This is a genomic window from Inquilinus ginsengisoli (assembly GCF_050434925.1).
In the GTDB taxonomy this organism is placed as follows: Bacteria; Pseudomonadota; Alphaproteobacteria; order DSM-16000; family Inquilinaceae; genus Inquilinus; species Inquilinus ginsengisoli_B.
Genome location: NZ_JBNDJK010000001.1, coordinates 2031748 through 2045981 on the forward strand (window position 1 = coordinate 2031748; position 14234 = coordinate 2045981).

At 67.9% G+C, this 14234-nt stretch carries 14 protein-coding genes; all 14 read right to left on the reverse strand.

Translation table 11 applies throughout. The features are described from left to right. Window position 1: 1 nt before the first annotated feature. The 14 genes from QFZ27_RS09670 to QFZ27_RS09735 all read right to left on the reverse strand — a co-directional run bounded on the left by QFZ27_RS09670 (window position 2) and on the right by QFZ27_RS09735 (window position 14208). Window positions 2-1813 (reverse strand): IucA/IucC family protein, encoded by a 1812-nt coding sequence (locus QFZ27_RS09670; RefSeq protein ID WP_429226040.1) that lies wholly within the window; start codon window positions 1811-1813, stop codon window positions 2-4. Next, window positions 1810-2346 (reverse strand): hypothetical protein, encoded by a 537-nt coding sequence (locus tag QFZ27_RS09675; protein WP_429226041.1) that lies wholly within the window; start codon window positions 2344-2346, stop codon window positions 1810-1812. The genes QFZ27_RS09670 and QFZ27_RS09675 overlap by 4 nt, the downstream gene beginning before the upstream one ends. Then, window positions 2343-3176 carry a nucleoside-diphosphate kinase gene (locus QFZ27_RS09680; RefSeq protein ID WP_429226043.1) on the reverse strand — a complete coding sequence of 278 codons (834 nt, stop codon included), beginning with the start codon at window positions 3174-3176 and terminating at the stop codon, window positions 2343-2345. The genes QFZ27_RS09675 and QFZ27_RS09680 overlap by 4 nt, the downstream gene beginning before the upstream one ends. Beyond that, entirely contained in the window at window positions 3173-3898 is a 726-nt protein-coding gene (locus tag QFZ27_RS09685) for an amino acid kinase family protein (protein WP_429226045.1), read from the reverse strand. Before QFZ27_RS09685 ends, QFZ27_RS09680 begins: the two co-directional genes overlap by 4 nt. A 1-nt stretch (window position 3899) precedes the next feature. Then, window positions 3900-5204 carry a DegT/DnrJ/EryC1/StrS family aminotransferase gene (locus tag QFZ27_RS09690; RefSeq protein WP_429226047.1) on the reverse strand — a complete coding sequence of 435 codons (1305 nt, stop codon included), beginning with the start codon at window positions 5202-5204 and terminating at the stop codon, window positions 3900-3902. Between the two features lie 165 nt (window positions 5205-5369). After that, a complete protein-coding gene (locus QFZ27_RS09695; protein ID WP_429226048.1) occupies window positions 5370-6092 on the reverse strand; it encodes a glucosamine-6-phosphate deaminase in 723 nt (240 codons plus the stop codon). Between the two features lie 42 nt (window positions 6093-6134). After that, window positions 6135-7184 carry an iron-containing alcohol dehydrogenase gene (locus QFZ27_RS09700; protein WP_429226050.1) on the reverse strand — a complete coding sequence of 350 codons (1050 nt, stop codon included), beginning with the start codon at window positions 7182-7184 and terminating at the stop codon, window positions 6135-6137. Window positions 7185-7220: 36 nt separating this feature from the next. Further along, window positions 7221-8339 (reverse strand): C45 family autoproteolytic acyltransferase/hydrolase, encoded by a 1119-nt coding sequence (locus QFZ27_RS09705; RefSeq protein WP_429226052.1) that lies wholly within the window; start codon window positions 8337-8339, stop codon window positions 7221-7223. Next, window positions 8339-9100 carry an HAD family hydrolase gene (locus tag QFZ27_RS09710; RefSeq protein ID WP_429226054.1) on the reverse strand — a complete coding sequence of 254 codons (762 nt, stop codon included), beginning with the start codon at window positions 9098-9100 and terminating at the stop codon, window positions 8339-8341. Before QFZ27_RS09710 ends, QFZ27_RS09705 begins: the two co-directional genes overlap by 1 nt. Next, the gene (locus QFZ27_RS09715; RefSeq protein ID WP_429226056.1) at window positions 9097-9939 is read right to left on the reverse strand and encodes a phosphodiesterase; all 843 of its coding nucleotides are present in this window, start codon (window positions 9937-9939) and stop codon (window positions 9097-9099) included. The genes QFZ27_RS09710 and QFZ27_RS09715 overlap by 4 nt, the downstream gene beginning before the upstream one ends. Window positions 9940-9972: 33 nt before the next feature. Further along, window positions 9973-11223 carry an ABC transporter substrate-binding protein gene (locus QFZ27_RS09720; protein ID WP_429226058.1) on the reverse strand — a complete coding sequence of 417 codons (1251 nt, stop codon included), beginning with the start codon at window positions 11221-11223 and terminating at the stop codon, window positions 9973-9975. A gap of 17 nt (window positions 11224-11240) precedes the next feature. Then, window positions 11241-12077, reverse strand: a complete 837-nt coding sequence (locus QFZ27_RS09725; RefSeq protein WP_429226060.1) for a carbohydrate ABC transporter permease — start codon at window positions 12075-12077, stop codon at window positions 11241-11243. Next, the gene (locus tag QFZ27_RS09730) at window positions 12074-13009 is read right to left on the reverse strand and encodes a carbohydrate ABC transporter permease (protein WP_429226062.1); all 936 of its coding nucleotides are present in this window, start codon (window positions 13007-13009) and stop codon (window positions 12074-12076) included. The genes QFZ27_RS09725 and QFZ27_RS09730 overlap by 4 nt, the downstream gene beginning before the upstream one ends. Further along, window positions 13006-14208, reverse strand: coding sequence for an ABC transporter ATP-binding protein (locus QFZ27_RS09735; protein WP_429226064.1), 1203 nt, complete (start codon window positions 14206-14208; stop codon window positions 13006-13008). Before QFZ27_RS09735 ends, QFZ27_RS09730 begins: the two co-directional genes overlap by 4 nt. Between the last annotated feature and the right edge of the window lie 26 nt (window positions 14209-14234).

Consider the following 14234-nt stretch of genomic DNA (forward strand, 5'->3'; position numbering starts at 1 on the left):
ATCAGGGCACTCGGGCGAAGGGATTCCGGCTCTCGATGAAGCTGTCTCCATGATGCTCGGCGATCCGCATCCGGAGCAGGCTTTTGACCCTCCAGGGCTGGCGGAACAAAGCGGTTCGCTCTTCCCCCAGCGTCCCGGTGTCGAGCTCGCCGGCGATCCCGCCGAGGACGTCCTCAACCGCGATCGCGGCTCGTCGCCAGCTCGCGGCTGGCGCCGCCGCGCCGTGGCGCGCCAGCAGAGCGACCAGTTCGCGGACATGGCTTTCCAGAACGGCATGGGAGACCATCTCGCGGAGCGCCTCCCGGCCAGCGACGGCGATGTCGCGGGCAATGGCCGGGATCGGATCGGAGGGATCGACCGTTTCCGCGAGCACCCGCGCCCCGAAGTCTCGGGCGACGATGCGGGTGATGCGATGGCGCTCGTCAACGATGACGAGAGTGTTCTGCTGATGGGCTTCGAGCGCAATCCCGTGGAGAAGCGAAAGGCGCAACAAGGCGCCGAGCGCGATCCGGCAATACGCGCCGAAGAACGCGGCGGGATCCTGGCCGGCGGCCGCGATGAGCTCGAGGAACAGCGGCTTCCCGGTGACGGGTGAAGGCACAAACAGCGCCGCAACCGGAATCGCGGCCTCGCCCGGCCGCAGGAGCCCGGCCACCGGCCGGCGCAGCAGCATAGAGAGCATCCCCGACCGTTCATCGCCGGAGTAGGCCGGACGCAAATAGGCGCCGAACGGCTCTCCCAGGACGGCCATGCAGCTCCGAAGGCGCTCGTCTCGGTGAAGGACGGCGTCGAGGCGTCGAGTCATCCAAGGGCCCGCTGAAATAACGCCAGGTCCGAGGTCGCGCCGCGAGCTCGTCACCTGGATCGAGAGCGGGAGCTTGAGGTGAGGGCTCGACCGCGCGTCGACCGGTTCGAGCGTTCGCAGCGAGAGCATGGCCAGGCACTCGGTCTCAATGTCGCCCGGCTTCAAAATGTCGCCGCGCGCGATCTCCCCTCTGAAGCCCGGCTCGACCACCGCGCCCCACTGCCAGGGGTGGACGGGGATTGGAAAATAGGTCTCCGGATCGGCGCCATGCGCGGTGATAGCGCTGCGCCAGCGGTCCATCGCGGTCGGGAAGTGCTTTTTAAGGAAGGCCTGGGGCTCGAGGTTGGACGAGACCACCTCCGTCGCGATCCGGCCACGGCGTACGGCGAGCCAAGGGACGCCGATGCGCTGTCCGAACTCTGGCGCATAGCGCCGACTGTCGTCGATCGTGAAGCCGATCCGCGTCTTGGAACAAGGGTGGTGCGGATGGCCAATGGCTCCCCATTGTTCGAAGAAGCTTGTCCATTCGGCCGCGGGAAGTGAGCGGCGAACCCAGTCGAGGAGGGTCGGGCAGCCGCGGTTCCGTGCGGCCTCGGCAATGGCGCGATCTCGTTCCGATCGCACGTGGATCGACAGGGCCTCGTTCTGAAGGCTGTCCTCGACCTCGTCCCGAAGCCGTTCCCATCGTCCGTCCGGGTGAAGCGATCCCAGGAAGGCAATGAGGTCGAAAGGGTTGTCGAGCCGCCGCGGAAGCGAGCCGCGCGGACAGAGAACGACAGTCTCGAATTCGGCATGGCGCCATCCGATGAAGGGCGGGCGGCACCGGAACTGCAGAGTCCCAGCGGCCGTCCTGAGTGATGCTCGGACGACGCCAAGGTCCTCCTCGGTAGCGGAGTTCCCGCTGTCGAGCAGTCCCTCTGAAAGCGCACATCTGAGGAGGCGCTCCAATGCGCGTCGTCGCGCCAGAGCAACTGACGCTTCGATTGAGAGCGGGACAGCGGCAGTCACGGTTGCCCCCAGTCGGGGGTGGCCCGGCTTTCGGAGAGCGTGCCGCGGAGGAAGGCCTCGACGCGGCTGCTGAGTTCGCGCGGTAGCGAAGGGTGGGCGCGAGCGATCGCCCGGAGGTCCTCGATATCCTTGCGACGTCCGAACGCCTGAGCAATTCCGAGCTTCTCGGCGACAGCATCCTCGACCGGCACTGCAAAACCGAATAGGGGGTGCTGAAGCGGCCGGGCTCGGTCCGGATGCGCCACGACCACCCAGTTGAGGACGAGCGAGCCGGTCTCGTGCCGGAATCGCGCCCAATGCTCGGCCTCCTGCCAGTCGCTGCCGTCGATCGCGAAGCCGTGTTCGAGCAGCAGGGCGAGGTCCGTCCTGATCGCTGCCCGTGCGGTCTTGGCGTCCGGGTGATGGACGTCGATATCGCCCGGATCCCGTGCCAAGAATGGCGAGAGGACCGCACTGCCGGCGATCCAGCTGCGCGCGGAGCGGCGGCCTCTGAGAAGGGTCAGCGCGAGATCCTGTGGCGGGGTGAGGCTCATGCGACATGCTCCTTATCAGCCGATCCCTCCGGCGCGAGCCGGTTCTGCCAGGCCGCCGCGGCATGAAGCCCGGCTCTCAGGATGAGCGCTTCCCAGCGCCCGACGCCCCGGCCGCCGATGAACTCCTCGAGCGGGCCAGCGTTGCCCGCGAAATATCCCTCGATCAGCCGGCCGGCGGCGGGGGTGGCAGCGGCGAGCCGTCCGAGCGCGCGAGAGGCTCGCCGTGCGGTCTCGACGGCATCGCCCGAGCGCGGCAGGACAAGAAGGCGTTGAGGGTCGAGGCCGCAATCTGGGGCGAGGAGGCGTACCAGGGTCGGCAGGGCGGAATGCCGGGTCCAACTCCAGGGCCTGCGGAGTGCCGTGCCGGCGGGAGGGCGCCCCGCCGGCAGAGTGGCGAGGATCCGCCCCTCGCGCGCCATTGACTCCTCATGGTCGCTGACGTGGATCAGGTTCGCGACCGGGTTGTCGCACCAGAATCGGCCGCGAATCGTCTCGAAGGCGCTCTCGGCCGGCTGTGTCCGACCCTTTATCCGCTGCAGCCGTGTGAGCGCCTGGTCTCCCGCCCACCAGGTGATCCGAACCGGGCGGCCGGCGTAGAGCGCCTCGACCAGGGGCCAATGCGCGCCCGCGGTGCCACCTGACGCGCCGTAAAAGGCGCGGACCGATGTCGTGTCATGCACCCGGATCACCGCCGCCTGCAGTGCGAGCCCGGTCTGCTCGGCGATGTGACGATCGAGCATGCGACAGAGGCCGGAGGCCAGGGCGTCCGGCGTTTGGATGCAAGACGCCAGCCACGGGCGGCCGGCAGCGAAGACATCGGGCGCGGTCATGCTGTCGCTCGTCGCGAGGGCCGGATGACTGTTCCGCGACACGGCCGCCGTTCGATCCAGTCGACAACCCTGTCGGGGTGGCGCCCGTTGAGAACGGCAGCTTCCAATGCGTTCGCGGCGATGAAGGCCGCGGCGCAGGCGTCGACCGAGGTGTGGCCCATGACAGCCAGGTCTTCGGCGGCGATCTCGGTCATGAGATGCTCGGGGTCTCCGACGCCGCCCGCCGAATAGACGCCGTCGACGTCGGTCACGACGGCGTAGCGATCGGCCCTCAGGAGCCAGGCCACCCAGGCGCCGATGGCATCGGAGGTGACGTCCCAGCTGGGCTCGACCGGATCGGCCGTGAAAATCAGATCGGACGGGAGCAGGATCGGAAGCGTCCTTTCGGCGAGCGCCGCAAGGCATCCACCGACGGTGGCACAAGCCACGGTGCCGCTGGCGAGCCCGGGATCGGCGAGGATGAGCCCGGTCTGGTCCTGTGCGAGCGCGCAGGCGCGATGAGCGGTGAGGGGGGCGAGTGGCCGTTCCCGGTCGATCGCCTCGATCTCCTTGTCCGGCCGCCCGCCGCCGGGAACGACGAGGATCCTTAGCCCCTTGCGGGCGAGGCCGGCGAGCGCGCCGACCAGACGCGAGGCGTCGGTAAGGTCGCGGGTCAGGCTGCCGCCGATCTTGATGACGCAGCCGATGTCGGGATGGACAAAGCCGGGCGTCGAGGGGCGCATGTCAGCCGCGCCCCGTCGCGAGGGATCCCGCCCCTTCCGCGACCTTCCGGATCTCGGGCGCGAGCTCGGGCAGTGCTGTCCAGACTTTCTCAAAGGCAGCGACATAGGCTCGCATCACGTCGACTCCGTTGGGCGGAGCGATCTCGACGATGTCGAACAGGGCCGCGAGCAACTTCTCGGTATTTGGGAGCGGCGGCTGCTCAGCCTCGTCGGGCCAGAAGGGGAGATAGGCCCACGCTGGCCGGCGGAGCCAGATCCAGACGGGAACTCCTTCCTGCAGCAGGAGATCGACGATGAAGTCGCGGGTGGCCGGGACCGCAGGCAGCCCGAGTTCGCCGGCCTCGAGGAGAAGCGCGAAATTTAAGAAGGAGTTCCGGGCTTCCATGAAGCGATGGAGAATCCGAAGGCCCGGGAGGCCGGAAAGGCCGATGCGGAGGACAGCTGCGTTCTCGGCCCGGGACTCAAGTTGCTCCTCGAGCGTCGGCACGCGGCTGAGGGCGACGGCACTGGACAGCACGTTCGGGCGGTAGTTGAGGCCGTAGCTCATCGGAGAAAAGATGCGGCCGCCATCTCGCGCCGAGCTCGAGAGCGAAACCCGGTCGACATGTTCGATCAGCCCGGGCTCGGTGCCGCAGAGGAATCCGAGCTCGCCCGCGCCGAGATGCTTGGCGCCATTGCCGGACAGTGTAAAGGCGTCGCTGTCGATCCGGGCCGCTCCGGGTTGCGGCCTCACGGCCCCGATCGCCTGGGCGCAATCGTCGACGATTGCGATGTCCAGGGTGCGCGCGGTCTGACGGAGGCGAGGGACCTCCGAGATATTGCCGAAAAGATGCGGAAGGAGCAGGACGCCGATCTCGGGCTCGAGCCTCGCCAGCGCATCGTTTTCGTCGATGCAGCCGTCCTCGAGCGACACGTCGGCGAACACGGGTTCCAGCCCCGCGAAGTGGATCGGTCCGAGGGCGCCGGGCCAGTTCAGCGCCGGCGTGAGGATTTTCGGGCCGCGTTCGCGGACATAATCGAGCGCGATGTGGATCGCGGCCGTGCCCGAGCCGACCGCACGCACCTGAAGCCCTCCGCTCCACTGCCCAAGGGCATCTTCGAGCCGCGAAACGATCGGATGGTTCACGCGGTGATAGCGTCCGCTGCGGGCGGCCTCGATCAGCGCCGAGATATGGTCGAGCGAGGGCGCTGGCCATCGGGCGAGGCGCCGCTGGTCGACGACGGGACGGCCGCCATAGGCGGCGAGCGTCGCCTTAGGACTCGGGATACGGGGCTTCGTCGGGCGCAGCGCAGCATGCCTGGTCACGGTGAGACCTCCCTGCCGGCGCCATCGCTATGGCGGCCAAGCGTCGGTATTGAAGCGGAGGTCCCAAGTGTCCCAACGTGTCACAGAAGAGTCAAAAAGCTTCTCCGAATATATTCGGAGAAGCATTCGGAATAATACGTGATTTACTTTCAGAGTTCTCGCTATTCATTCCGACCCGGCCGCGTCTCGATCGAGGAGCGCGGTGGCGTCCGGATGAAGTCGCAACGCCGAGCCGGGGCACGCGGGAGAGACGGGACCGAAGCACATGGCTTCGGCGGCGGGATGCTTGCCCGCGCCGCTTGCGAGCAATAGGACGCGTCTCGCTTCCAGGATCGTGCCTACTCCCATGGTGATGCCGGCCCGCGGCGGCTCCATACCCGGCGGCAGAGCTCCTCGGCTGTCGTCGCGGGTCGATTGCGCCAGCCGCACGATGCGCGTCCGGGAGCCGAAGGACGAGCCCGGCTCGTTGAAGGCGATATGTCCGTTACGGCCGAGTCCCAGGAGTTGCAGGTCGATGCCGCCGGCCGCCCGTATCCTTGCCTCGTAGCGCCGCGCCTCCTCGATGGGATTGATGCTGGTGCCGTCAGGGACATGAAGGCGCTCGGGCAAGATGCGGAGTGGCCCGACGACATGCCGCTCGAGATAACTGCGGAAGGAGCCCGCATGGCCGGGCGCGAGCCCGACATACTCGTCGAGCGCGAAGAGCTCGACGCCGCCGAACTCGGCTCCCTCGGCTGCGGCCTGAGCCAGCCGGGCATAGACCGGCTCCATCGTTCGGCCGGTGGCAACGCCAAGGATGAGGCGGGGGCAGGCGGCGACTTCCACGAGGATCTCGGCGGCCGCGACTGCTGCGACCGCCTCCGCGTCGGGCAGGATTTGGACCTTCATGGAGTCGAGCTCCGGCAGCGATGAGGTGAAAGGACCATGGCGTCACCGGGCCGCCGGAGCCCAGGGCCCGTAGAGGGCCTCGATACCGCGGCGGACGCGGCCGACGAACTCGGGCCCGATCTCGACGTCATGGGCGATCGAGTGCCAGAGCCCGGCGTCCCGGACGAAGCGGCGGAGCCCAGCGAGGGCGCGGGCGACGTCGTCCCACGTGACACCCATAGCCTCGGGGCGGATGTCGAGGCCGATATGATGAAATGCGCGAAGCATCTCCTCGGCTCGGCACTCGTGGAGGAGGGAGCCGATATAGATGCCGAGGCAAACCGGCGGCCCGTGGATGAATTTGCGGCCGGTACCGAACTCGAGCGCGTAGAAGAAAAAATGGTCGATTCCTTCGATCGGCCGGGGATTCCAGCCGTTCGTGTGGTAGCTCGTCCCACGGCTTAGGCCCTCGACGAGGATCCGGATCCCGGTGTCTGTGAGGTCCCGGATGTCGTCGAGACCAGCGAGGACACGGTCGACCGCGGCACGTGCATCGGCCGCCAGGTCAGGCTCGAACGGCCATTTGGGCTCGCAGCGACCGCGGTCCGTGGCGTATTTCCAGTCGAGCACGCCCGTGTGGCAGCATAGAATGTCGCCGACGCCCGACAGATTTAGTGCCCGCGGGGCGGCGCGGATCACGTCGAGGTCGATATACACCGCCTCGGGCACGGCCCATCCGACATAGCGGACGACACCATTGGAGCGGACCCCGGCGCGATGGCCCCAGGCCGCGTTCATGCTGAGCGCGGTCTGGACCTGGAAGAGCGGCCGGCGGCGACGCCACGCAAAATATTTCGCGGCATCGATGGCCATGCCTCCACCGAGCCCGACCACGGCGGCGAAGTCAGGCAGCGCCGCGAGATCTCGCAGCAGTTCCTCCTCGTCGACCGAATGGACGAGATACGGCTCGCACTCGGCGCCGTCGAAGGCTTCGGCAAAGCGGGGCCAGAGGTCTTCCATGGTGACGACGAGGAAGGGCCGGTGGACGACGTTCCTGAGCTCGCCGACGAGGTTGCGGCCGAGAACGGTTTGGAAGCCATGGGTTTGGGGCATGGGGATCTCCATGAAAGGGTGGGCCGGGGTGGCCGATCAGCCGAAGGACGCGGCCTCGGCGGGCCCGTCCGCGAGCCGGTACCGGGTGAAGCGGCGGTTGATGGCGGGAAGAGGTGCCACCCACATTTCGGCTCGGCCGGGGTCGAGGAGGATCATCGCCACTGTGGCGGTGAGGTTTCCTGAAAGGCCGCGCCGGGGCGGGCGACAGACCGACCATGGGCTGCCGAAGTCATCGAGGAAGGCGTCGCGCAGGTCGGCGATGCCGAGGCACCTGCGGGCTGCAAGGTGGGAGCGGACGCGCTCCTGGCGGTAGAGACTATCCGCCGTGGCGTCGAGCCCGGTGTCGCGGAGGCGGGCGAGCGCCGCAGCTGAGAGCCAGTGGTTGGCATGGACGAGGACGCCGCCTTCGGGGAGCAGCGCGAAGCTCTCGTCGGGCGCGCATTCCAGGCTCACCGCAAAGCCGCCCACATGACTGATCATCATGTTGTTGGAGGCGGTCTTCGGCGTCGTACGGACGGCATGGATGGCAAGAGCCAGGTCCGCGCTCTCGAGCACCCGGCGTCGGATGAGAGGGAGCGGAACTCCTTCTGTCGCGCCGTCCCGCTCGCATTCGAGATTGTTGGCCGTGAGACCAATCCCGGCGGCGTTGAGGCCGGAGCGCGCGAGCCCTCCGGCTTCGGTGAAGGTCAGGTAGTCGGGCCCGTTCTCCTGCCGGACCCGGAGCACCACGGCCGTCTCGGCGCATTCCACCTTCCAGTCCCAGTTCTGCCCGTGCAGAAGCCGGCCGTCGCGCGTGACTGCGGGCAGCAGGACCGAGCCGGTGCAGCCGTCCGCCGCGTCCTCCGATCCACGACGAGCCTGGCGCAGGATCTCCGTGCGCGCGTTGAGGAGGACGATGTCTTCGGTCTCCACTCCAGCGCCGCCCGCGATCGCGCAGATCTCGGCGGCATGGGCGTCGTCGAACCGAGCGATTGCCGCGAACTGGCGGCGGGCGGCATGGCGGACGGCGCCGGCTGGCAACCCGAGGCGATCGAGCTGCTCCTGATAATGGCTGAGGCCGAGGCGGATGCGCTCCGCGGCCTCGACGCCGTAGCGGCGGCCGCGGGCCTCAGTTGATCCTGACAGCTCGATCAGGGGAAAGGGCTCGGCGGTCATCACGCCCGCCCTCCGGTCGAAGCCGGGGAGCCTCGGCCCGGTCCCGCAGCAAGGCGGGACGTGCGGTCGAGCTCCGCCCCGTGGATGAGCTGCGGAAGGGCGGCCATGCGGCTGAAGACGAGGTCTGCTCCGGCGGCGAGCAGACCTTCGCCGAGATCGGGTGTGCCGTGGCTGCCTCCGGTGAAACCGAACGCGGTCATGCCGGCGGCCCGGGCCGCGGTCACGCCCGCGACGCTGTCCTCCACCACGAGGCAGTGGGCGGGGGCGGCTCCCATGCGGTCGGCTGCGTGGAGAAAGAGGTCCGGTGCCGGCTTGCCGCGCGCGACCATCTCCGTACTGAAGATGCGGCCCATCAGCAGCCAGTCGAGGCCGGTCACGAACAGTGCGAGCCGAAGCCGGTCGAGTGAACTTGATGAGGCGACACAGCAGGGCACATCGAGCCGGCGAAGTGTCTCCTCCGCGTCCGGGATCGGTTCGAGTCGCCTGCGATAGGCATCGGCGATTCGGCGGTCGACTGCGGCGCCGAAGCCTGCTGGCAGTGGGCGGCCCTGCTCGGTGACAATGGTGCGGAACATATCTGCGGCGGGGATGCCGGTGAAGCGGTCGAGCAGGTCGCGGGGGCTGGCTTCGAAGCCCGCGGCGGCGAGTGCCTCGGCCTCGGCCGATGCGATCAAGCGCTCGCTGTCGACGAGGACGCCGTCGCAATCGAAGAGGACGAGGCGGGGCCAGGAGGGCCGGCGCTCCGATTTGGGTCGGGTCATGACAGGATTGCTCTCGCAAGGTTGGAAACGGCGGGCGCCTTCAGGCGGCGGCCGGTCATGGCGTCGAACCGCGGTTCCGGTGCGAGAAAGTCGCGCAGGTGCACGATGACATCCTCGCCTTCGAGAAGGATAACCCCATAGCTCGGCGATCCCTCCGCGAAGGCAACGTCGGGGTCATCGAGCTCGAGATCGATGTGCTGGCAGGTGCCGCGCATAGCTGAGAAGGAGAAGGGCCCCCATCGGCCGGAGACCGGGAGATGGACATGGCCGAAGAATAGGTGGCGCACACTGCCATGCCGATGGACGAGGTCGAGGAAGTCATCCGGGGCAGCCAGGAGCATTCGTCTGAAATGCCGAACCCCGATCGAGCGCGGCGGATGATGCATGAAGACGTACACCGGCCGGCCTGGGACTTCGGCGAGCCGGGCGGCGATCCAGCCGAGACGGGCGGGACAAAGGACGCCGGCCCCGTGGGCTCCCCTCTCGAGGGTGTCGAGGAAGAGAAGGCGCGCCGCAGGGACGTCCAGGACCGACTGGACGAAGCCGGCTGGATCGACCTGCACCTCAGGAAACACCGCGCGGAAGGCGCTCCTGTCGTCATGGTTGCCGAGCAGCAACCGGACCGGCATCGGCAGAGGACGAAGAATTTCTCGCAGGAGCGCATAGGCCTCCGGCGTGCCGCGGTCAGCAAGGTCCCCCGTCACGACGCACAATGCTGCGTCGCCGTGCTCGGCCGCGATGCTCTCGATGCAGCGGGCGAGCCGAGCGGCGGGGTCGAGGTCGTAGAGGCGCCCGCCGGGCGCAACCAGATGCGGATCCGTGATCTGGATGATCTTCATGATGGATGTCGGCTCTCTGGATGTGGTCGGCGTTCAGCGGCGCATGAGTCGGCGGGCGGCCGTCGCCATCTCGGACAGCGCCTCTTCGGGTGTCAGCCGGTCCTGGGCGAGGGCCGACATCGCGTCGAGAAGCGCTTGGGCGATCTCGACGCCGTTCGGGCCTGGCCAAGCGGTCCAGGGGCGCGATACCGGGATCTGCTCGACGCTTGTCGACCAGTTCGGGTGTTCGCGGTAGAAATCGCCGAGATAGGTCGGGCCGAGAGCGAGGCTGGTGACCGGCGTGTAGCCGGATTTCTGGACCATGAGCGTCTGCGCCTCGGGGCCGCTTGCGAACTGCAAATAGGCCCAGGCCGCTTCCCGCCTGTCGGGATCGCTTGTCAGGATCACGCCCGCCATTCCGCCGGTCGGCAGCCGCGCGCGCTCGCGATCGGCGAGGGGCAGGCGCGCCGTCTTTAAGGGGAAGCGGCCGCCTATATCCGTCTCGAGGCCCCGAACCCCCGAGGTCGAGGCGACGAGAATTCCAAGCTTCCCCGCGACGAATTGTTGCCGGGCGGACTCGTCACCGATGGCGGGCTGTCCGCCTTCCTCGCGGAAACGGCGGAACAGGCGCAGGGCCGCGAGCCCCTCGCGGCTGTCGAAGGCGATGTCGGTTTCGTCCGGGGTGAGAAGAGAGGCGCCGTGGCTCAGGAGCAGGGCCTGGGTGCTCCAGTCGTCGACCCCAAGCCCGTAATACATGCCATCGATGTCGGGCCCGAGCCCGTCGATCCTGTGCGCGAGGCCGATGAGATCGTCCCAGTCGGACGGAAAGGCAGCGTCGCCGCTGGCTCGGGCAGCGAGCTCGGCGTTGACGTAGACGATGGGCGTCGACATCACGAAGGGGAGCGCGATTTGTCGTCCTGCGCTCTGGCCCAGGGCAAGCACTGGGTCCGTAAAGCCTCGTCCGGCCCAGTCCGGCGTCGCCGCGATAAGGGGACCTAGCTCCTGGGCGAGCCCGCGGTCAGACAACGCGCGCAGCATCTGGTAGCCCGCGAATGTCACGTCCGGGAGCGAGCCGGTCATGCCCTGCCGCAGCAGGCTCTGGAAGGCCTCGTCGTAGCTGGAGGCCGGCGCCTGGAAGCGGATCCGGATCTCCGGATGGCGCTCCATGAAGGCCGCGGCGATCGGTTCGTGGAAGCGCTGATGCGACGGCCAGGCGTAGAAGACGGTGAGCTCGATGGGGGCTGCGGCGGCCGGGGGCGCGGCGAGCGCCGCCAGGACCGCGGCAACGGTCAGGAACCTGTTCATTGAGTGTCTCCTGAGGATTACCGGATACCGGTGAAGGCCAGCCCCTGGACGAAGCGGCGCTGGGCGAAGAGAAAGGCGAGTACGAGGGGAGCGGTGATGATCACGCCGCCGGCCATGAGGGCACCGATATTGCCGTCGACGCCGCCGCCCTCGCGGAAATAGGCGATGCCGAGCGGCGGCGTCATGAGCTCAGTCGAGGTCACGACGACCATTGGCCAGTAAAGATCGTTCCAGTGCGCGACCACCGAGAAGATCGAGAAGGCCGCGACGGCCGGCCAGGCCGACGGCAGCGCGATGCGGAAGGCGATCGCGATCTCGCCGAAGCCGTCGATTCGGGCTGCGTCCACGATCTCGTCGGGAAAGCGCAGGAACACCTGGCGGAACAGGAAGATGGCGAAGGCCGAGACTGCCCAGGGCAGGATCAGTGCCGGATAGCTGTCAAGTAGCCCGAGGCGGGCGAGGCCGAGATAGAGTGGGAGCGCCGGGACCTGGACCGGAATCAACAGGCCGAGGAGGACGAGACCGAAGAGCGCCTCCCGCCCCCGGAAATCGAGCTTCGCAAGCGCATAGCCGCATGGGACGGCGACCGCGAGCTGGAGCAAGAGGATGCCGCCGCAGACCAGCATGCCATTGAGAAGGAAGCGCAGAAGCGGCGAGGCCGACAGCGCCTCGACATAGTTCTGGAGGGTGAAGCGGGACGGCAGGAGCGTGAGCTCGCCCGTGAAGATCTCGGCGGGGGGCTTGACGGATGTCAGCGCCATCCAGAGAAAGGGGGCGAGCATGGCAAGCGCGCCTGTGAGCAGCACGGCATGCGCGCAGAGCCCCCCGATTGACGGCAGGAGGCGCCTGGTCATTGGTAGTGCACCTTTCTGTCCATGAGGCGGGTTTGGGCGAGCGTCAGCGCGGTGGCGAGCACGAGGAAGACGACGGTCAGCGCTGACGCGTAGCCGATCCGGAAATAGCGGAAACCCTCGACGTAGATCGTGTAGAGCAGCACCTCAGTCGTCTTGGCCGGACCGCCGCGGGTGAGCACGGCGACCGTGTCGAAAACCTGCAGGCCACGGATTGCGGTGACGACGACGACGAACATCGTCGTGGGGCCTAGCATCGGCCATGTGACGAGCCGAAATCGATCGATACCCCGAGCGGCGCCGTCGACCGCGGCCGCGTCATAGAGCTCGCGTGGGATCGATGCGAGGCCGGATAGGAACAGCACCATGTTGAAGCCGGCGAGCTGCCAGATCCCGATGCCGGATAGCGTGAACATCGCAATATCCGGGTCGGCGAGGAAACGCAGCTTCGGCTGGCCCAGCGCCGAAAGGAGGATGTTGGCAAGGCCGAAGCCCGGGTGAAGCAAGACCTCCCAGGCGGTCGCCAGCGCGACCAGCGTGGCCGTCACCGGAAGGAAGAAGGCGACCCGGTAAAAGGGCCGGAGCACCTGCCGTCCCTCGATGAGGAGGGCGGCGCCGAGGCCGACCGCGACCGATCCAGGGACGACAACGGCGATATAGAGCGCGGTATTGCCGAGCGCGCGGAGGACACCGGCATCGGCGAAAAGCTCAGCATAGTTGTCGAGGGCGACGAACCTCCAGGACGCGGCGCCGAAGCCATAGTCGGTGATCGAGAAGAGGATCACGAGCGCCGACGGCAGGATCAGCAACACCAGCAGCAGGATCGCAGCAGGACCCGCGAGCGTGAGGCCTGCTCGGGCGCGGCGCCGCTGGATCTGGCCGGCGACTGCGGGCCCATCGGAGCCGGCGGAGGAGAGGGGAAGGACGGTCGTCATTGAAGACCCGCCTTCCGCTCGGTGGCTGTGAGTCGCCGGCCACGATCGTCGAAGCAGAACGCTCGTTCCGGATCGGGCAGAAACCGGACCGCTTGGCCGCGCTCGACCCGGCCGAGCCGCTCGGCGTCGAGCCGAGCGACGATGAGCTCGGCAACGCCGTCGACCGCGAGATGGGCGTAGCCTTCGGCGCCGAGCCTCTCGACGTGGCTGATGGTGCCGGCGAGGCCTTGTGGCGCCGATCCGTCGAGGAGGACGCACTCCTCCGGCCGGAAGGTGAGGACGGCTCTGGTGCCGGCCGGCACGAGCCCGCCGACCAGGATGCGGGTGCCGCAGGCTTCGACGGCGCCGGGGCCCGCTCCCGTGACCGAGATTGCGTTCAACTGCGGTTGGGCCATGAAGGCGGCGACCTGGTAATCGGCCGGCTCGCGGTAGATTGCCGTCGGCGTGTCGATCTGGCGAACTTGCCCATCCAGCATCACCGCGATGCGGTCGGACATTGTCATCGCCTCGGTTTGGTCGTGGGTGACGTAGACGAAGGTCGCACCGAGCCGGCGGTGCAGCCGAGCGATCTCGGCTCGCATATGGACGCGGAGCTTGGAGTCCAGATTGGAGAGGGGCTCATCCATCAGGAAGACGCGCGGCTGGCGGACGAGTGCGCGGCCGAGGGCGACCCGCTGCCGCTGTCCGCCCGAGAGCTGCCCTGGCTTGCGGTCGAGGAGCGCGCCGATGCCGAGCAACTCAGCCGCGGCCGCGACCTCGCGGTTGATCTCGGTCCCAATTGCACGGGCCCGTCCGAAGCGTCCGATCAGCGGCCAGCGTTGCCAGCCGGAAAGGCGCCGGAGCCGCATGGGTGTTGCGATGTTCTCGGCGACCGTCATGTGTGGGTACAGCGCATAGCTTTGGAACACCATGGCGATATCGCGCCGGTCGGGGCCGAGCGCGTCAGCTGGGCGGCCGCCAATAGCAACGGTCCCGATTGTCTGGACTTCGAGCCCGGCAATGATCCGAAGCAGGGTTGACTTCCCGCACCCTGATGGTCCGACGAGCGTCAGGAACTCGCCCGGACGAATGTCCAACGACACGTCGCGCAACACGGCCAGTGGGCCGAAGCGCTTCTCGATTCTGCTCAATGTGATCCCGGCTGGTTCTGACATGGCCTCCCCGCTGCCGTTGCGCTCCGCATTCGCGATTGAATGCATCACTCCATGAATTTGATAGTGATGGG

Coding starts and splice junctions, on each gene's coding strand:
- QFZ27_RS09675 (WP_429226041.1), bottom strand. CDS start 2,346: ATGAGCCTCACCCCGCCACAGGATCTCGCGCTGACCCTTCTCAGAGGC.
- QFZ27_RS09680 (WP_429226043.1), bottom strand. CDS start 3,176: ATGACCGCGCCCGATGTCTTCGCTGCCGGCCGCCCGTGGCTGGCGTCT.
- QFZ27_RS09685 (WP_429226045.1), bottom strand. CDS start 3,898: ATGCGCCCCTCGACGCCCGGCTTTGTCCATCCCGACATCGGCTGCGTC.
- QFZ27_RS09695 (WP_429226048.1), bottom strand. CDS start 6,092: ATGAAGGTCCAAATCCTGCCCGACGCGGAGGCGGTCGCAGCAGTCGCG.
- QFZ27_RS09700 (WP_429226050.1), bottom strand. CDS start 7,184: ATGCCCCAAACCCATGGCTTCCAAACCGTTCTCGGCCGCAACCTCGTC.
- QFZ27_RS09705 (WP_429226052.1), bottom strand. CDS start 8,339: ATGACCGCCGAGCCCTTTCCCCTGATCGAGCTGTCAGGATCAACTGAG.
- QFZ27_RS09710 (WP_429226054.1), bottom strand. CDS start 9,100: ATGACCCGACCCAAATCGGAGCGCCGGCCCTCCTGGCCCCGCCTCGTC.
- QFZ27_RS09715 (WP_429226056.1), bottom strand. CDS start 9,939: ATGAAGATCATCCAGATCACGGATCCGCATCTGGTTGCGCCCGGCGGG.
- QFZ27_RS09720 (WP_429226058.1), bottom strand. CDS start 11,223: ATGAACAGGTTCCTGACCGTTGCCGCGGTCCTGGCGGCGCTCGCCGCG.
- QFZ27_RS09725 (WP_429226060.1), bottom strand. CDS start 12,077: ATGACCAGGCGCCTCCTGCCGTCAATCGGGGGGCTCTGCGCGCATGCC.
- QFZ27_RS09730 (WP_429226062.1), bottom strand. CDS start 13,009: ATGACGACCGTCCTTCCCCTCTCCTCCGCCGGCTCCGATGGGCCCGCA.
- QFZ27_RS09735 (WP_429226064.1), bottom strand. CDS start 14,208: ATGCATTCAATCGCGAATGCGGAGCGCAACGGCAGCGGGGAGGCCATG.